The organism is Spirulina subsalsa PCC 9445, from assembly GCF_000314005.1.
Classification (GTDB): Bacteria; Cyanobacteriota; Cyanobacteriia; order Cyanobacteriales; family Spirulinaceae; genus Spirulina_A; species Spirulina_A subsalsa.
In genome coordinates this window covers 497,955-516,412 of sequence record NZ_JH980292.1, presented here as the reverse complement: position 1 = coordinate 516,412, position 18,458 = coordinate 497,955, and the positions used below count along the sequence as shown (strand labels likewise).

Here is an 18,458-nt window from a genome sequence, read left to right as displayed (position 1 = left end):
TGTTCTGATTCGTTTTCTAAAAAAACAACGGACCTAAATCTGATTTAAACGCTTGATAATTTGGGCTAATAACATTAAGGCGGCATTGCCTACACTTAAAATTAACACCCCAACCACCCCAATCATCCAATCATCCCGCAGCACTGAAACCATCAGAATGAGAATCGATGTTTTGGTGGCAATACTCGCAAAAGCTAACATCTTTTGCCATATCTGATCATCCTGCCATGCTTCATACATGGGGATTAGTAAAGCCAATAACATTCCCAATAATATTAAATTCATTTGTCCCTCCCGGGTGTGACACGATGCACCTCATACCAACCGTCCTCATGATATTTCAAAACAATCGTTTTCGGCGTGAATGTAATCACAAAAATATCTAAAAAAATCAAGCCCGGTGTGCGTTGGGGTTTGACTCGTTCCATCGTAATGGCTTCTGCACTATGAGGACGAACCATGATTTCTACGGCCTCAAAATAGGCTTGAGGAATCGCGACAACTATTTCCCAAAATGCCCTTAGCCAGTCTTTCAGTGCGCCCGGAGACGTAGCAACCCGAGGAAGTAATAATGTCACGGCGACACCAATAATAATGTTGGCTAAACTTAAGTCCGCCGTCAACAAAAACCAGATTGTAAGCCGTAATAATATATTCAAGTAGCCAATCATGCGAACACCATCCAAAACAGCGATACCAACATTAAACTCATCACCCCAATCAAGTGATCAAACTGCTCTAACATTCGAGGTAATCTCAAAACAATAGGTTTAATCAAGAAGAAATAAATCAGCCAGGCTAAACCAATGGTTACTAAGGGTTTAATTACATTTTCCGGCGTGTAAGCCTCGTAATACACTCCATTGGCAACGACTAATCCCCCAAATAACACCGCCATGGCTGACCAAAAACCGTATTTCGTCGTTTTGTCACCCCCTTGAGGTAAAAAGATGAATTTAGCAAAGGCTGTAGCTGTTCCTAATGCGGCAAGGTTCATCACAATGACTTGCCATCCTAGGAGACTTTGCATGGTCAAAACTTTTGCGCCAAATCCTGAGAGCAAAGGGAAGCCTGAGATGGAAAAACTGGCAATGACTAAGGCTATCCAGAGGGGAGTATAGATGGGTTTATACTGTAATTCTTTGAATTGACGACTTGGTAAGTTTCCGGCAATTAGAAACAGAGAAGATTTTACTAAACCGTGGGTTAAAGCATAAAATCCTCCCACTTCGGGGGCGGCTAAAATAAAACCTAATTGGGAAATGGTACTCAGCGCTAACATCCGTTTGGTATCTTGTTCTAGGATGGCATAGATGACCCCTAGCAGGGCGGAGGCGACCCCAAAAACCCGGATAATACTGTCTACTTCCTCAAACATTAAGGCACAACGGACCAAGGGGAAAATCCCCGCTTTCACCACCACACCGGAAAGGATTGCCGAAACGGGAGTTTCGGCTTCAGAATGAGTCAAGGGCAACCATAATCCTGAAACGAAAACGCCGCCTTTGCCTAATAATCCTACTAAGATTAAAGCAATGGCTTCTGGGGGGGCATTGGTGAATCCAGCAAAGGAGAAAGAGTGATTGGCTTTATAAACCAAAATTGCCCCAATCAGGTAAAACAACATGGCTACGTTACTGATAAACAAGTAACGCAAGGCGACCCAAATTGATTTATTGGTTCGGGGATAAGCAACGAGTAAAAAGGAAGCAATGCCAATGACTTCTAGGGCGACATAAACGCTCATAAAATCGGCGCAAATGAAGATCGCGTTCATGCTGCCATGAAGGATAATCAATTGAGCATAAAAGAAGGCTTTTTTTCCGGTATTCCAACAGTAAAAGATAACGGCGGCTGTGACTAGAGCGTTGGTGAGGATAAAAAAGCTACTCAGTTGATCAACCAGCAAACTAACGCCAAAATTATCTAATAGTTGTAAGGTTAGGGGGGAGGATTGCCCAAAGGTTAGGAGTGCGTAGCTGCTGGAAAATACAGCAATGGCTAGGGCTAAATAGCGGGAGAGGGGGGGGAGTAAGTAGATAACAAACCCGACAAAAAAGGAGAGGGCAATCCAAACGATCGTTAAGATAGTCATGGTGTATAATTTTTCTCGATCGCGTGGGTTTCTAAGGTGGGGTTATCTTGGGCTAATTTCATCACCCCAACTAGCATTAAGGCTTGAATGGAAAAGCCAATCACAATGGCGGTTAAAATAACGGCTTGAGGAACGGGATCGGCGTAGGCTATGGGGTCAACATTACCTGTTAACTGGGTGAGAATGGGGGTAAAAGCACCATCTTTGGAGGCAATGAGTACATAATAAGCAATGACTCCTGTACTCATGATATCCATCGCGATAATTTTCATCATCAGATTTTTCTTGAAGATGATGCCGAAAAATCCAAACAGGACGCTGGCAAGTATTAAGGCTTCTAACACAGGAAGTTAAAGTAGGCTAAGGGGCATAGGCTAGATACAATTGTTTATTTTTACCATTTTTGGTGACCAAAGTGATCTACTCTGGGACAGAAAGATATGGTCATTTGTGCTTAGGTGTTGGACGGATGGCGATCGCATCACCACTCATGACGGCACTCACAGGGAACGGGGGGAGAGGGAGCAGGGGGGCAGGGGAATAGTGGGTAGTGAATAGCCAAAACTCTTGAGTATTGTCTTTTACCGACTCCCTAGGGCGCAAGCATTGCGCCCCTACACCGACTCCCGACTCCCCAACTCTCGGAGTTATTCAGCAAGCCCTAGCTATAGCCAATCAAGCCAACACCATCCAAAACAGCGACACCAAGATCAAGCTCATCACCCCAATCAAGTGATCAAACTGTTCTAACATCCGAGGTAATCTCAAAACAATGGGTTTAATCAAGAAGAGATAAATCAGCCAACCTAAACCAATGGTTACTAAGGGTTTAATTACATTTTCCAGTGTGTAAGCTTTGTAATATACCCCATTGGCGACGACTAAGCCACCAAATAACACCGCCATGGCTGACCAAAAACCATATTTTATTTTTTTCTCACCCCCTTTCGGCAAAAAAATGAATTTAGCAAAGGCGATGGCTGTTCCTAATGCGGCAATATTCATCACAATGACTTGCCAACCGAGGAGACTTCTCATGGTCAAAACCTTCGCGCCAAATCCTGAGAGCAGCGGGAAGCCTGAGATGGAAAAACTGGCAATGACTAAGGCTGTCCAGAGGGGGGTATAAATGGGTTTACTTTGTAATTCTTTGAATTGATAACTGGGTAAGTTTCCAACAATTAGGAACAGAGCAGATTTTACTAAACCGTGGCTTAAGGCATAAAATCCTCCCACTTCTGGGGCGGCTAAAATAAAACCCAATTGGGAAACGCTACTGAAGGCTAACATTCGCCTTGTATCTTGTTCTAGGATGGTATAGATAACCCCTACTAGGGCTGAGGCAACACCAAAAACCCGGATAATATTATCCACATCCTCAAACATTAAAGCGCAACGGACTAATGGAAAAATCCCCACTTTGATCACTACACCGGAAAGGATGGCCGCAACAGGCGTTTCTGATTCAGAATAGGTTACGGGTAATAACCATAATCCCGAGACAAAAACGCCGCCCTTTACGAATAATCCGACTAGGATTAAAGCAATGCCTTCTGGGGGAGCATTGGTTAATCCAGCAAAGGCAAAAGAGCGATTGACTTGATAAATCAAAATCGCCCCAATGAGGTAAAATAACATGGCTACGTTACTCACAAATAAGTAACGTAAAGCTACCCAGATTGTTCGGTTGGTGCGGGGATAGGCAAGAAGCAGAAAGGAGGAAATCCCAATCACTTCTAGGGCAACATAAACACTCAGGAAATCTGCACAAATGAAAATCGCGTTCATGCTGCCATGAAGGATAATCAATTGAGCATAAAAGAAGGCTTTTTTTCCGGTATTCCAACAGTAAAAGATAACGGCGGCTGTGACTAGAGCGTTGGTGAGGATAAAAAAGCTACTCAGTTGATCAACCAGCAAACTAACGCCAAAGTTATCTAATAGTTGTAAGGTTAGGGGGGAGGATTGCCTAAAGTTCAGGAGTGCGTAGCTGCCGGAAAATAGAGCGATGGCTAGGGCTAAATAGCGGGAGAGGGGAGGGAGTAAGTAGATAACAAACCCGACAAAAAAGGAGAGGGCAATCCAAACGATCGTTAAGATAGTCATGGTTTATAATTTTTCTTGATCGTGTGGGTTTCTAGGCTGGAAATAAGGTTTCTAACACAGGAATTTAAAGTGGGCTAAGGGACACAGCCTAGACGTATTTTTTCCTTTCTAGCATTTTTACTGGCAAAAGGGATCTACTCTGGGACAGAAAGATAGGGTCATTGGTGTTGATGGCGATCGCATCAGCACTCATCACTCTTTTTTCTCAAAAATTAAAGGTTCTAATAGTTGTTTTGCTTCAGCTTTAGAAAGACTCATTTTAGGTAAATGAACTGTCTGTTGTGTTTTGTAATCTATGATTCAGTGTCGGGGAGTTGACCGCTTGATAACTGCTCAATGGCGGCTAGGAGTTGTTGGGATGTCCAGCCTTGGATGAGATGGGAGGCGATCGCACAACCCCCGGCCCCGACTCCTTCTTTGACGTATCCTTCCTCATAGGCCCGGAGGGCAGCATATTGAGAGGGGCTAAAGTCGAGTTGGCTGGCGAGCAAAGAAACTGAACCAATGGCTTGGGCGAGGCCTACGGTGTCTCCGGTGGGATCTTCTGCCACCCAGCGCGTGGTACCCACGATGACCCGGTGGGGTTGCCAGGACCACTGATAAAATTCTGCGATCGCCTCAGCTAAAGCATAAACTGCCAACATCTGGGTTCCCCCCGCCAATAACACTCCCCCATGTTGACTCCCAGCAATGGCCATCCCCGCGGCCACCACCTGCATGGGATCTCCCACGGCCGCCACCAAGGCTAAGGGATGGCGAGGGGGCTGCTGTTCCCACCACTGCGCCGCCCTTAACCCCGCTTCGACTAACTCCTGTTTCTGGGCATGATTACAGCACGGATGGCTACTGTTTACCTTGCCCTCTGCTGCGATACCTAACCCCCGTAATACCCCTAGGGCGGTGGTGGTTCCCCCCACCACACATTCGGCGACCATTAAGTAACTCTGGGCTTTTTGCCCCAAACCCGCGCCCCAATCTAACCCTTGCTGTAACAGGTGTTCCACCACTCCCAAGGGCAACGCCTGACCACTACTGACACAACGCGCCCAACGCCCTTGTAAGTCCACAGACGGCACGGCAGGAGGTTGAGGGAGTCCCGCATTGAACAGGGTTACAGGTAGCCCAAACGCCTCCACCACCGCCCGACTAATCAACACCGGAGAAGCTCCGGCCGTGAGAGGGGGTAGGGGAAAACAAGGGTTGGGTTGCCGCCCCTTGACCAGAAATTCCCCATCGGCTAGGGCTGTATATTGCCGATCTTCCGGTGTTGCCCCGGCGGCGGAAATGCCTTCAATTAACCCGGTTTCTGTAAACCCTAACACACAGGCCAGATGGGGCAATTGTCCCCGATGGCGTTGTAACCACTGCTGACCGATTGGCTGTTGAGTATAGCACTTAATAGTCATATTCAAATAAAACTTGAACCCAGATGGGCGGACGGGGGATAGGGTTGCCCAAACGGTCGAACACCAACAGCGCCACTAAATGCACGACAAATAGATAGAGCAAACTGTTCAAGAAAATGGCTCCCAGCGCTACCCCTTCAATGATTAGGGGGGTAGGTTGGGCGAGAATCCCGAGACGGAGTAACAGCCAATCGACCCATACGGTCATCTGATTGACCACATAAACCCAAAGATTTTCACCCAAAAAGACGGATAACAGCCAAAACCGCAACAGGAAGCCAAACGCCCCTAAGATGGTCCCGGTAAAAATGGAAAAGTACCAACTCCCTTGTCTCCGCCAAACCGCGCCCAGTTGTACTCCCAATAGACCAAAGGGAATAATGTACAAAATACTGCGGGTTGGTCCCATCAACACTGAGAGTAACAGCCCCGAGACTAAGACGCCCATCCCGGCGGCTCTGCCTCCCCAGCGCAGGTAAATCAAGGCTAAGGGAATGGGGAAGAAAATGCGCAAAATTGGACCGAGGGGGAAGTAGTAGTTAATCAGCCAGATGAGGCTGGCGGCGCTGGCAAGAAAGGCTGTTTCCACCATTTCTAGGGGGATGGACTGCCGTTCATTGATCAAGGAGGAAGAGGGGGGTTGGGGCGGGGGGTTGGGCTTTTTTTCGTCTAGATCTACCCAGTTTACATCTTCCATACCATTGCTCATGCTCCCTCCTTGGTCAACTTGTCTATAGGTTTCATTGTGGGGTATAATACGGAATTGTCGATTTATGCGTTAGCCTAAAATATACAGTTGCTCGGAGGTATCTTTGGACTCTAGATTTATTTTAAAAGTTCTTTGGTTAGATGAAAATGTTGCGATCGCAGTAGATCAAGTTGTAGGGAAAGGCACCAGTCCTTTAACCGCTTATTTCTTCTGGCCCCGTAATGACGCTTGGGAACAACTCAAAGAGGAGTTAGAAGCGAAACACTGGATTAGCGAAGCAGAACGGATTAGCCTCCTCAACCGTGCAACAGAAGTGATCAACTACTGGCAAGAAGAAGGCAAGCGCACTCCAATGGGAACGGCGCAGGATAAGTTCCCAGATGTGGTGTTTACAGGCAGTAATTAATTGATAATTAATCATTGAAAAACAGGGCAGCTTGTTCACTTGACGAACTGCCCTGTTTGTGCATTCAGAACGAGAACCCCAGTTCTAAACCTTAGACATCCCACCTGCCGCTTGAAAGAGACAACGCGCTTTTTTCAAAGTCCGTTCGGCTTGGATCTTGCCTTGGCGGTTATCTTCGGTGATGGTGCTGAGGGTTTGCTGGGCTTCTTCGTACTCACGACGAGCGGTTTCGAGGTCGATTTTATCGCCCCGTTCAGCCCCATTGACTAAAATCGTGATCTGATCCTCTTCAACTTCGGCGAAACCTCCGAGTAAGGCGATCGCTAACCAGTCTTTTTCCGGACGGACGCGCATCACCCCAATATCTAACGCGGTTAACAGGGGGGCGTGACCGCTTAAAATCCCTAATTGTCCGGTGGTGCTAGGGAGGATCACCTCTTGGGCGGAGGTTTCTAAAACCGTTTTATCTGGCGTAACAACGCGCACACTTAAAGTCATCTTGCTATTAGTCCTTTGTTTCGGGTGGAGTGGCGTGGCGAAGGGGAGAGACAACTGAGTTGCTCTCCACCGACAAAAAGAGGAAGGATGCAAGGGGGGGGAATGACCACCCCCCTAGGGGTTTACATCCTAACCGTTTTTCATTTTTTCACCTTTGGCGATCGCCTCTTCGATATTGCCCACCAAATAAAACGCCTGTTCGGGCAGATGATCTAACTCCCCATTCAGGATCATTTGGAAGCCTTTGATGGTTTCTTCTAGGGTGACATATTTCCCCGGAGAACCCGTGAACACTTCCGCCACAAAGAAGGGCTGAGACAAGAAACGCTCAATCTTGCGCGCCCGGTCTACCGTTAAGCGGTCATCTTCGGACAATTCATCCAAGCCCAAAATGGCAATAATATCCTGCAACTCTTTATAACGTTGCAGGGTGGCTTGAACCGCCCGAGCGGTTTGATAGTGTTCCTCACCCACAATGCTGGGTTGTAACATGGTGGAGGTGGAACCGAGGGGATCTACCGCCGGATAAATCCCTTTAGACGCCAAACCGCGAGATAATACCGTAGTTCCGTCTAAGTGGGCAAAGGTAGTTGCAGGAGCCGGGTCGGTCAAGTCGTCCGCCGGAACGTAAACCGCTTGAATGGAGGTAATTGACCCTTCTTTGGTGGACGTAATCCGTTCTTGCAGTTCCCCTACGTCTGTCCCTAAAGTGGGCTGATATCCCACCGCAGAAGGCATCCGACCGAGGAGCGCGGATACTTCAGACCCCGCTTGTACAAAGCGGAAAATGTTGTCAATAAACAGCAACACGTCTTGCTTGTTCACATCGCGGAAATACTCCGCCATAGTCAACGCCGACAGACCCACCCGCATCCGGGCTCCGGGGGGTTCGTTCATTTGACCGTACACCAAGGCAATTTTAGACTCGCCTAAGTTGTCGGGGTTGATCACTTTAGACTCGATCATTTCGTTGTAGAGGTCGTTCCCTTCCCGAGTCCGTTCCCCCACACCACCAAACACGGATACCCCCCCGTGGTTAATCGCGATGTTGTTGATCAATTCCATCATGATCACGGTTTTACCCACACCTGCACCGCCGAACAGACCAATTTTCCCACCACGACGGTAGGGGGTGAGCAGGTCAATCACTTTAACCCCGGTTTCAAAAACCGTGGGTTTGGTTTCCAGTTCGGTCAGTTTAGGGGCGGAACGGTGAATAGGAGAGGTTTCTTCACTTTCAACCGGGCCGCGATTGTCTACGGGTTCCCCCAAAACGTTGAAGATTCGACCGAGGGTCACTTTCCCCACAGGAACACTAATCGGGGCTCCGGTGTCAACCGCATCCATCCCCCGCACAAGGCCATCTGTGCTACTCATGGCGACGGCTCGGACTTGGTTATCCCCTAATAACTGTTGTACTTCTAGGGTAACGGCAACATCATTGCCCGCCTCGTTTTTGCCTTCTACTCGTAAGGCATTGTAGATTTTGGGCATTTTGCTACCACTGAAATCCACATCGACTACCGGGCCGATGATTTGAGAAATTTTGCCGATATTGGTCTGTTCTGTTGTGGCTACCATGCTTTGTCTTTTGGAGTTGTGTATGTTTGACAATCCGCACAACGTATGCTATGGGATTTGATTAAAACAAGTAAGATTAGGAGAACTCTTAAGCTAATCTGAAATTTTCCATCTTTCAGATTACCATTCTTTAGCACCAATCCAGTGTTCTCTGGCTGAACTCTTCTGCGTCTGTGGGAGGGGATAAAATTCCGTCGTCTTGCGGTTGTGCAACGGACTGTGAGATTTAACCATTATTATTGAGGTAGAGCCATCGTTCTTGTTCTGTTCATGTTCCCGGTAGTGTAGATAGATAGATGAAACAAACCAATCAGCCCTTACATCTAGAGTTTAACTCTGACCGCACCTATATTGCGATTGTCTATGAGGATCAAGAGGTGGGTTTCTGTACCCCCGAAATTGCCGCCCGCATTGTGGAAACGCTCAATGAGGACGAACAACTGCACGAGGATAATGATACGCTGACGAAAGCGTTACAGATGGCTTGTCTAGACTTGATTCGACGGACGGGGGGAAATCCGGCACGGGTGAATAAGTTAATGGAGCGCTATCTAGAGAATGCCAAGCGTCCTGAACATGGGACGAGGGCGATCGCCTTTTTATTACGCGATCGCCAGCGAGAACTCGATGTAAGCGACAAGGAATTTATCTTTTTCTGTAACTCCTATCGTCTCTCCCCCCAAGAATTGCGCGACATCTATCGCGGCAAGGACATCACCGACGAGCAAATTAAGGTGATTGCGCGTATCGTCGGGAAGTCAGCCCAAGAACTGATCGAAATTCGCGATGGCTTCAGTAATAATGAAATGAACACCCTCGCCCGGATTCTGGGAACATCCACCCAAGAACTCACCGAATTACTCAAATAGTGGGGAATTCCCCCCGATTTACCCCCTGAATGGGTAATTTAATCCGAAAGGTTGTTTCCCCCCCCGGTTGAGCATCACAACTCACCTGTCCGCCGTGGGTTTCCACTACAATAAAATAAGCCGTACTGAGTCCTAATCCTGTCCCCTTGCCGATGGGTTTTGTCGTAAAGAACGGGTCAAAAATCCGGTCTAAAATCTCAGGAGGAATGCGATCGCCATTATTAGCCATCTCTAGGCTGATCCAGTCCTCATCAATTCGTGCCGTTTTCACCTGAATCCTCGGCACATTGTTCTCTTGCCAACTGCACCGCTCTAAGGCATCTATGGCATTAGAGAGAATATTAATAAACACCTGATTTAACAAACTCGGATAACAAGTAATTAACGGTAAATCGTTATACTCTCGACTCACCTCAATCTCCTGACGTTGCTCATTCCTCCGCAGTCGATGATTGAGCAACGCTAAACTACTATCAAGTCCCTCATGAATATCCACGGACTTGAGAGTAGCTTCATCCAGTCGCGAGAAATTGCGCAATGCTTGCACAATCCGATCCACTCGTTTCGCCCCAAATTGAATCGACTCTAAAAGTTTAGGAAAGTCTTCCCGCACAAATTCTAAATCGTCCCAATCCGGTGGCAGTGGCAAGGCTTGACAACAGGGGACTTGCTGATAAAAATCTAAGGTATTAAAAAGCGTGGTCAGATACTCTTTAGCGGGTTCAACATTACTGTAAATAAAACTAATGGGATTATTAATCTCATGCGCCATTCCCGCCACTAACTGGTTTAAAGAACTCATTTTTTCCGTTTGAATTAACTTCGCCTGTGTCACCTTCAGTTCTTGTAAGGTTATCTGCAATTCTTGAGAGTGGTGATGAGCATTATCTTCAGCAATTTTCCGAGCTTCTACCTCTTTTTCAAGGCGTTTATTTTTATGGGTTAATAACTTGCGACTGTGGTTAATATAGGCAATAAACAACACCAGAATACTATTAAAACAAGTCGTTGCGCCTAACATTAAATAAAGGGTCAGGCGATATCCGGCTAGGTTCTCATCCACCTCGTAGGATACAATATAAGCCACTAAGTCATCTTTAATATTGTGAATGGGGATAAAGGTGACAACATAATCCTGTTGATTCTCTAGACGGACAGCAATAGCTTGAGGTGTATCTTCTTGGATTCTCCCCGGAACGACCTCTTGGAGAGCTTGATTAATTTGATCCACATTTTTACACCATTCTTTCTGACCGGAAATATCTCCCCGTAATTCCGGGGACTCAATAACAAAATCTGGACTAATGGGACTGCTGTTATAATTGCCTTGTTCTTCCGCAAAAACCGTTGATTCGACAATATCTCCCCGCAGCATGAAGTCAAAACAACCGGGGAAAAGTTTGGCCATCTCTTCCCGAATGGCTTGGAAACTAATGCTGGTTTCTACTGATCCTATGTGTTGAGGATTGCCATTTGCTAAAGAAAAAAGAGGGAAAACATAACGAAAACCATTATAAATTCGACCTTCTTCAAAACCAAAAACAAATCTTTTTTCTTCGTTCGCTAGTTTAATAGAGTAACGCACATCAAATAAGGGATCGCCAAAGCGATCCGGTCGGTGCATTCTTAAAAAACTGGTACCATCGGGGAAATGAAAGTGTAACTGGCGTAAATTGCGTTTGGTGAGGTTTTGATAAGTTGGATTGAGTACGTTAAACAGGCGATCGCGCAAAATGGCCTGTTCCTCGGGAGTGGCAGTATTAGCCGCTTCCACTAAATCAATAATTTCAGGACGATTGACAATTTCATCGTAAATGGTTTGAGAAACTAATTTATAAGTGTCTGTGGTGACGCGATAGGTATGTTGGAGTTTTTCCACATAGCGCGCCATTAAAGCCGTTTCTTTTTGTTTAAAATTATGCCAAATTTGAAAGCCACTAACGGCTTGTAAAAAAATAAATCCAATCAAATAAAGTAATATTACGCCCTGTTGTTGGCTTTTGAAGGTCAAAGAACGAACAAGGGATCGAGCCTGCTTGTTTTTCACGATTTTGTCACAATTTGTTCACGATTAGGTCAGAGTTGATTAGGTCAGGGGGGATCAACTATTTACAAAAAAAGTCTGAAAAATCCGCTCACTAAATCTGCTTCTAGACAAGAGCTTAACTTAGTGAGTATAGCCCTGTTTTTTAGGTGCTAGGGTAAGAGGAGAGGGGAGAAAAGAGGCGTTTTTTTGCTGTTTTATACCAGTTTATTCTAGCTTGTGGGATACGCTCTAGATCGTTAAGTAAAAATAAGATTTTTAAGCAATAAACCGTAAATATTTTTCTCTCCTGATCATTAATAATGAACAACGGAGAGAGCTTTATTCCACTTACCATGACAGATTACTGATGATTATTTTTTTGGGTTTCACTGTCACCCCACCCAACTTGCTATATTGAATATCTCCTCCTGTGGAGTGCTATGAGATGTTTTAATGGGACGATGAATTGAGGATTAGACTATGTGCGGAATTTGTGGTGTGGTGTATGGAGAACGCGATCGCCCAGTAGATCCCGGATTAATCGGCCGTATGACAACAGCTATCACCCATCGAGGTCCCGATCAAGAAGGCTACTATGTCCAGAATAACGTGGGCTTGGGTTCTCGTCGTCTTTCCATTATCGACCTTGCGGGAGGACAACAACCCATCTATAACGAAGATAAAACCATTTGTGTGGTATTCAACGGGGAACTCTACAACTATCGCGAATTAACTCGTTCCCTCACGCGCTTGGGTCATAAATTTTACACGGCAACCGATACAGAAGTTCTGGTTCACGCCTACGAAGAATTCGGCGATGAATTTCTAGAATACCTCAACGGGATGTTTGCCTTTGCCCTGTGGGATAGTCGGAAACAGCGCTTATTGATTGGGCGCGATCGCATGGGCATCAAACCCCTATACTACACTCTCCAAGACAACGCCCTCATCTTCGGCTCCGAACTCAAAACCATCCTCACCTACCCCGGCATCTCCCGCAACATTGATCTAGTCGCCCTCAACGAATACCTCAGCTTTGAATACATCCCCACCCCCCGCAGCATCTTCCAAAACATCGCCAAACTCCCCCCCGGTCATGCCCTCTCCTTCTACGACGGTCAACTGAAAATCTGGCAATATTGGGACGTGAATTTGTCCCGCAGCGAAAAAATTAAACCCAAACAAGCTAAAGACTATCAACGGGAATTATTAGGCGTTTTACGCAATGCCGTAGAAAAAGAAATGGTCAGTGATGTTCCCGTCGGAGTCCTCCTCAGTGGAGGATTAGATTCCAGCACCGTCGCCGCCCTCATGACCGAAATAGCCCCCGGCAATGTAAAAAGTTTTTCCATTCGCTTTGATGATCCCTCCTTTGATGAATCAAACTACGCCCGTCAAGTTGCCCATCATTTACAAACCCAACATTACGAATTAACCCTCACCCCTAAACTTACCTTAGACCTTGTGCCGCAAATGGCAAAATTCCTAGATGAACCCCTCGGTGACTCCTCCTTTATTCCCACCTTTCTCCTCTCCCAATTCACCCGCCATCATGTCAAAGTTGCCCTCGGCGGAGATGGCGGCGACGAACTTTTTGCCGGATATTCTACACTACAAGCCCATCGTTTAGTCGAATACTACGAAGCCTTACTCCCCGGTTTTATTCGCCATCGTTTTATTCCTTGGTTAGTAGACCGCCTACCCGTGTCCTTCGATAACATTAGTTTAGACTTCAAACTCCGCCGTTTTATCGCCGGGCGTGGTATTCCCATTATCATGCGCCATCATCAATGGCTCGGTTCATTTAACCTTGAACAAAAACAAAAACTTCTACAACCTTGGACACAACTTGCAGAAAAAGATACTTATCACATTGCCTTCCAACATCAACACAACTCCCAAGCCCAAGAAGCCGTTAATCAACTGTTATATTGTGACCTAAAAATGTATCTCGAAGGAGATATTCTACCCAAAGTTGATCGGGCAAGCATGGCTAATTCCCTAGAGGTGAGAGTTCCCCTGCTTAATCATACTCTCGTCGAATATGTCGCCCAAATTCCCCACAGCATGAAACTCCACGGCCTAACCACTAAATATATTTTAAAACAAACCATGAAAAATCACTTACCCCCACAAGTTTCACGCCGGAGCAAGAAAGGCTTTAATATGCCCGTCGCTAAATGGTTTACCAGTGATTTACGTCCCCTCCTCGAAGAAATGCTCTCCCCCACACGCCTACAAGCAGAAGGCTTTTTTAATGTGAGTTATGTTCAGAAACTATTGCGGGAACATCTGCAAGGCAAACAAGATCATCGTAAGTTATTATGGACGTTACTCGTGTTTGAACTGTGGTATGAACATTGGGGTAATTCCTAGCATCAATTCAAAAGACAGGGTATCCTATTAGTAGGTACTCCCAGTTTACACTTTAAAATCTATTAAAATTTGAAATAAAATCATGGCAGCAACTGCAACAATTTTTCCCCTAGAAAATGGTGATAAACTGACTCGTAACGAATTTGAGCGTAGATATAATGCTATGCCCAATCTGAAAAAAGCCGAATTGATTGAAGGAATTGTTTACATGGCTTCCCCCCTGAGAATTACTAATCATGGTGAACCCCACGCTCGTATTATCACTTGGTTAGGTTTCTACAAAGCCTTTACCCCTAGTTTGCAATTAGGGGATAATTGTACCGTGCGCCTTGATGCCAATAATGAACCTCAACCCGATGGGCTATTAAGAATTATAGAGGGTGGACAATCAACAATTAGTGAGGATGGCTATGTAGAAGGTGCGCCGGAGTTAATCGTCGAAATAGCAGCAAGTACCGTCTCTCTGGACTTACATCAAAAACTTAATGTTTATCGCCGTAACCAAGTTCAAGAATATTTAGTTTGGCGGGTTGATGATCATGAATTGGACTGGTTTAGATTAACCAATGAAGAATATATCAAACTTGAACCCAATGCAGATGGTATAATATGTTCCCAAATTTTTCCGGGTTTATGGTTAGATAGATCGGCATTATTAGCGGGTGACTTACCTCAAGTTTTAGCGATTTTACAAGAGGGGTTAGCCACGGATGAACATCAAGCTTTTGTTGAAGAAATATCATAAAAATTATCTGTTGTTTCCCGTTCCTTAACCCCACAAGTAGACTTATTCAGCAACCCCCAAACATTCATTACCAAAACTTAAACAAATGATTACCGCAAAACCCATTATCTTGAACATTAAGACTGTCAATTTAAGTGATGAGCAATTTTATCAACTTTGCCAAAATAACGAAAATTGGCAACTGGAAAAAACAGCCAAAGGAGAATTAATAATTATGCCCCCTGTAGGCGCAATTAGTGGGAACAGAGAGTCAGAGTTTAATGGCTTGGTGTGGTTATGGAATCGTCAAACAAACCTAGGTAAAGTCTTTAGTTCTTCGACTATCTTTAATTTGCCCAATGGGGGCAACCGTTCTCCTGATGTCGCTTGGATCTCTCAGGAAAGATGGGATAAATTAAGTCAAGAAGAACAGGAAGGATTTGCCAAAATTTGTCCTGATTTTGTGATTGAGTTAAGATCGCGCACCGATTCATTAACTCAATTACAGGAAAAAATGCAGGAATACGTGGATAGTGGGTTAAGATTGGGGTGGTTGGTTGACCCTCAAAATCAACGAATAGAAATTTATCGTCAAAATCAAGAGATAGAAATTGTTTCATTGCCAACAAGCTTATCAGGGGAAGATGTTTTACCCGGATTTATTTTAGAATTATCAAGGTTTTAAAAAATTCAGTTATAGGGAACAATTAATGATTATCAGAAGTGTTGAATGTTAGTAAAAAACTTGACAAAAAGCCCCTATTATTTTAAAATAGGGGCTTACTTTTTTAAAAAAACTAATCCCTTGATTCTATCCAACTTTCCTCAAATTGTCAAACAATGCCTCGGTCATTTGCCTCAAGATGACTATCCCGTCTTAAATACTTTTAAATTCGTTTCCATTTGGCTTGAATTTGTTCTTGACCAGAGTCAAACCAGTATGAGAAGTCTCTTCAAGAGGCTTAATATTATGGGGGAGTCTGTTGATATTTCCACCTTTTCTAAAGCCAGTAAGTATCGCGATCCTCAAATTTTTTATCAATTGTGGGTTCATCTAACACAACAGTTTCTTAAACAGAATAAGATTCCATCCAATCAGCTACAACTTTTTCCCTTAGATTCAACCATTGTCACTCTCACCAGTAAGTTACTCTGGCATCAAGAAGTTCACCAAGTCAAGCTTTTTGCGGGTCTAAATCTCTTCACCGGAATTCCAGGCGGACTCTTCCTTCATTTTGGTCAAGGTCATGACTATAAATATGGCGATACAACCCTAGAATCAATTCCAGCTAATGGCGTTGGAATAATGGATAGAGGCTTTTTTAGCCTAATTCAAATTGCCCTGTTACAAAAGTTGAAGGATCGCTACTTCGTTCTGAGAATTAGGAACAATGTTCACTTAACTTTCCTAGATAATGGCAATTGTTTACTAGGCCAAGGTCGCGAACAAATTGAAGCTAGAGTCGTGAGTTTTAGCGACTTAGAGAAAAAGACTGAGTTTCGATTAGTAACGAACTTACCCGAGACGGGAGAAGGAGGAGTTAGCTCAGAAGAAATTGCCGAGTTTTATCGTTTGCGTTGGTCAATTGAGTTGCTTTGGAAATTTTTAAAGATGCACCTCAAATTAGATCGCCTCATCCCTAAAAATATCAACGGAATTGAAATCCAGATTTATAGTTGTCTGATTGCCTATTTACTTCTAAATATGCTCAAGATACCGACAGAGTTCGGTAAATCTTTATTGGATAAATTGCGATATTTACAGGCGTTTATGTGTCAAAAAATTAGCTATGTACACTGGTTTAGAGAGCTAGTGCCACCTGGTTAAATTTACCCCTTAACAGGGTTAGTGTGTCCATTTGTACTTAGTTCATAAGTACCGATTCAACACTTCTGAATGATTATCAATACTCACTACTTAGTGACGGACTGATAACGATTATTGGTTACTAATTAAGAATATGTGGCGAAATCTGTAATTAGTGCTATAAATAAGTATCCATTATTCACAACCGTCTTCTTTTTAACCTCATTTCTGGCTCATAATATGAAAGTTTTACTCGTTTATCCCATTTTTCCGAAAAGTTTCTGGTCTTTTGAGCGCACCATCCAACTGATTGGACGCAAAACCTTTTTACCCCCTCTGGGATTGATTACCGTTGCTGCACTCCTTCCCCAACATTGGGAACTCAAATTAGTCGATCGCAATGTGCGCGATATTCGAGAGGACGAGTGGGAATGGGCGGATTTAATCATGCTCTCAGGAATGATTGTCCAAAAGCCTGATTTATTAGAGCAAATTCGGGAGGCAAAACGACGGGGAAAATTAGTAGCGGCCGGGGGACCCTATCCTACCTCAATTCCCCAAGATTGTCAAGGGGCAGGCATTGATTTTTTAATTCTTGATGAAGGGGAAATTACTATCCCTTTGTTTATCGAAGCCGTGGAACGAGGGGAAACATCAGGGGTTTTTCGCTCTAATGGAGAAAAACCGGATGTGACTGGTACCCCCATCCCCCGCTATGATTTGTTAGAAATGAATGCCTATGCGGTGATGTCGGTGCAGTTCTCTCGGGGGTGTCCCTTCCAGTGTGAATTCTGCGATATTATTGTGTTATATGGTCGGAAACCGCGCACGAAAACCCCGGAACAATTGCTGGCGGAATTACAGTATTTATATGATTTAGGGTGGCGCGATACGGTGTTTGTGGTGGATGACAATTTCATTGGCAATAAACGCAATGTGAAGTTGTTATTAAAAGCTTTACAGCCTTGGATGGAAGAACATCGCTATCCGTTCCCATTTAACACAGAGGCTTCGGTTGATTTAGCTCAAGATCAAGAGCTAATGGACATGATGGTAGCCTGTAATTTTGGCTCTGTGTTCTTGGGCATTGAAACGCCGGATGAGGACAGTTTAGCGGTAACGAAGAAGTTCCAAAATACCCGTAGTCCTTTAAGCGAATCGGTTTATAAAATTACCAGTTCTGGCTTGCGAATTATGGCGGGCTTTATTATTGGGTTTGATGGGGAAAAACCGGGGGCAGGACAACGCATTGTTCAGTTTGTCCAAGAAAGCGGGATCCCGGTAGCTATTTATAGTATGTTGCAGGCGTTACCAGATACGGCTTTATGGTTCCGACTGCAAAAAGAGGGGCGTTTATTGGGGGCATCGGCTGACTTGAATCAAAGTACGTTGATGAATTTTATTCCCACGCGCCCGATTGAAGAAATTGCGCGGGAATATATTGATACGTTTTGGCAATTATATGATCCCGAAATGTTTTTAGAACGGACGCATCGCTGTTATCGCATTCTAGCTACGGCGAATTTCCCGGAAAAGAAACGGGAACCGAAAAAGGTTCGTTTGGACATTGTGAAAGGTCTATTAACGGTATTGTGGAATCAAGGCGTTGTTCGTCCAACACGCTGGAAGTTCTGGCCCTATTTGTTTGACATTATGCGCTGTAATCCGGGTGGGGTGATGAGTTACTTAAGTGTTTGTGCTTACATTGAGCATTTCGCAGATTATCGCCATATTGTCAAGGCACAAATTGAGGAACAATTAGCGGCGTTTGTCGCTCAAAAAGAGCAGCAAGAACAGGCTAAACCACAGGAAACGGTGTCTGAAACGGTGGCGCTTTCTTAGGGGAATGGGTGTC

General features: G+C 44.8%; 17 protein-coding genes. 7 read left to right on the top strand and 10 right to left on the bottom strand.

The genetic code is table 11. The features are described from left to right. Positions 1-33 precede the first annotated feature (33 nt). From SPI9445_RS0102785 to SPI9445_RS0102755, 7 genes are all read right to left on the bottom strand, one after another. Positions 34-285: a hypothetical protein gene (locus tag SPI9445_RS0102785; RefSeq protein WP_017303194.1), complete on the bottom strand. Its 252-nt coding sequence runs from the start codon at positions 283-285 to the stop codon at positions 34-36. Further along, the gene (locus tag SPI9445_RS0102780; RefSeq protein WP_017303193.1) at positions 282-671 is read right to left on the bottom strand and encodes a Na+/H+ antiporter subunit E; all 390 of its coding nucleotides are present in this window, start codon (positions 669-671) and stop codon (positions 282-284) included. Before SPI9445_RS0102780 ends, SPI9445_RS0102785 begins: the two co-directional genes overlap by 4 nt. Next, on the bottom strand, positions 668-2,095 hold the full coding sequence (locus SPI9445_RS0102775) for a cation:proton antiporter (protein ID WP_017303192.1): 1,428 nt from the start codon (positions 2,093-2,095) through the stop codon (positions 668-670). The genes SPI9445_RS0102780 and SPI9445_RS0102775 overlap by 4 nt, the downstream gene beginning before the upstream one ends. Next, positions 2,092-2,439: an NADH-quinone oxidoreductase subunit K gene (locus SPI9445_RS0102770; RefSeq protein ID WP_026079484.1), complete on the bottom strand. Its 348-nt coding sequence runs from the start codon at positions 2,437-2,439 to the stop codon at positions 2,092-2,094. Before SPI9445_RS0102770 ends, SPI9445_RS0102775 begins: the two co-directional genes overlap by 4 nt. Before the next feature lie 331 nt (positions 2,440-2,770). Continuing rightward, complete coding sequence (locus tag SPI9445_RS0102765; RefSeq protein WP_017303190.1) at positions 2,771-4,201, bottom strand: cation:proton antiporter; 1,431 nt, start codon at positions 4,199-4,201, stop codon at positions 2,771-2,773. A gap of 293 nt (positions 4,202-4,494) precedes the next feature. Next, complete coding sequence (gene cobT, locus SPI9445_RS0102760) at positions 4,495-5,607, bottom strand: nicotinate mononucleotide-dependent phosphoribosyltransferase CobT (protein ID WP_017303189.1); 1,113 nt, start codon at positions 5,605-5,607, stop codon at positions 4,495-4,497. After that, entirely contained in the window at positions 5,597-6,304 is a 708-nt protein-coding gene (locus SPI9445_RS0102755; protein WP_017303188.1) for a DUF2232 domain-containing protein, read from the bottom strand. Before SPI9445_RS0102755 ends, cobT begins: the two co-directional genes overlap by 11 nt. Before the next feature lie 115 nt (positions 6,305-6,419). Here SPI9445_RS0102755 and SPI9445_RS0102750 point away from each other — a divergent pair, with 115 nt between their 5' ends. Beyond that, on the top strand, positions 6,420-6,722 hold the full coding sequence (locus SPI9445_RS0102750; protein WP_017303187.1) for a 30S ribosomal protein PSRP-3: 303 nt from the start codon (positions 6,420-6,422) through the stop codon (positions 6,720-6,722). 84 nt (positions 6,723-6,806) lie between these two features. Here the strand turns inward: SPI9445_RS0102750 and atpC are convergent, their stop codons facing one another. Both atpC and atpD read right to left on the bottom strand, forming a co-directional pair. Next, entirely contained in the window at positions 6,807-7,220 is a 414-nt protein-coding gene (atpC, locus tag SPI9445_RS0102745; protein ID WP_017303186.1) for an ATP synthase F1 subunit epsilon, read from the bottom strand. A 129-nt stretch (positions 7,221-7,349) separates the two neighbouring features. Continuing rightward, positions 7,350-8,801 (bottom strand): F0F1 ATP synthase subunit beta, encoded by a 1,452-nt coding sequence (atpD, locus tag SPI9445_RS0102740; RefSeq protein ID WP_017303185.1) that lies wholly within the window; start codon positions 8,799-8,801, stop codon positions 7,350-7,352. Between the two features lie 296 nt (positions 8,802-9,097). On the opposite strand from atpD, the gene SPI9445_RS0102735 reads away from it, so the two are divergent. Continuing rightward, on the top strand, positions 9,098-9,670 hold the full coding sequence (locus tag SPI9445_RS0102735; protein WP_017303184.1) for a hypothetical protein: 573 nt from the start codon (positions 9,098-9,100) through the stop codon (positions 9,668-9,670). Here the strand turns inward: SPI9445_RS0102735 and SPI9445_RS0102730 are convergent. After that, entirely contained in the window at positions 9,663-11,717 is a 2,055-nt protein-coding gene (locus tag SPI9445_RS0102730; RefSeq protein ID WP_202803626.1) for an ATP-binding protein, read from the bottom strand. The genes SPI9445_RS0102735 and SPI9445_RS0102730 overlap by 8 nt on opposite strands. A 459-nt stretch (positions 11,718-12,176) precedes the next feature. On the opposite strand from SPI9445_RS0102730, the gene asnB reads away from it, so the two are divergent. The 5 genes from asnB (at position 12,177) to SPI9445_RS0102705 (ending at position 18,445) form a co-directional block, all read left to right on the top strand. Continuing rightward, positions 12,177-14,072: an asparagine synthase (glutamine-hydrolyzing) gene (asnB, locus tag SPI9445_RS0102725; RefSeq protein ID WP_017303182.1), complete on the top strand. Its 1,896-nt coding sequence runs from the start codon at positions 12,177-12,179 to the stop codon at positions 14,070-14,072. Between the two features lie 82 nt (positions 14,073-14,154). After that, positions 14,155-14,817: a Uma2 family endonuclease gene (locus SPI9445_RS0102720; protein WP_017303181.1), complete on the top strand. Its 663-nt coding sequence runs from the start codon at positions 14,155-14,157 to the stop codon at positions 14,815-14,817. A gap of 85 nt (positions 14,818-14,902) precedes the next feature. After that, positions 14,903-15,481 carry a Uma2 family endonuclease gene (locus tag SPI9445_RS0102715; protein WP_017303180.1) on the top strand — a complete coding sequence of 193 codons (579 nt, stop codon included), beginning with the start codon at positions 14,903-14,905 and terminating at the stop codon, positions 15,479-15,481. A gap of 123 nt (positions 15,482-15,604) precedes the next feature. Further along, positions 15,605-16,624, top strand: a complete 1,020-nt coding sequence (locus tag SPI9445_RS0102710; RefSeq protein WP_026079427.1) for an IS4 family transposase — start codon at positions 15,605-15,607, stop codon at positions 16,622-16,624. Between the two features lie 219 nt (positions 16,625-16,843). Next, on the top strand, positions 16,844-18,445 hold the full coding sequence (locus SPI9445_RS0102705) for a B12-binding domain-containing radical SAM protein (RefSeq protein WP_017303178.1): 1,602 nt from the start codon (positions 16,844-16,846) through the stop codon (positions 18,443-18,445). Positions 18,446-18,458 lie beyond the last annotated feature (13 nt).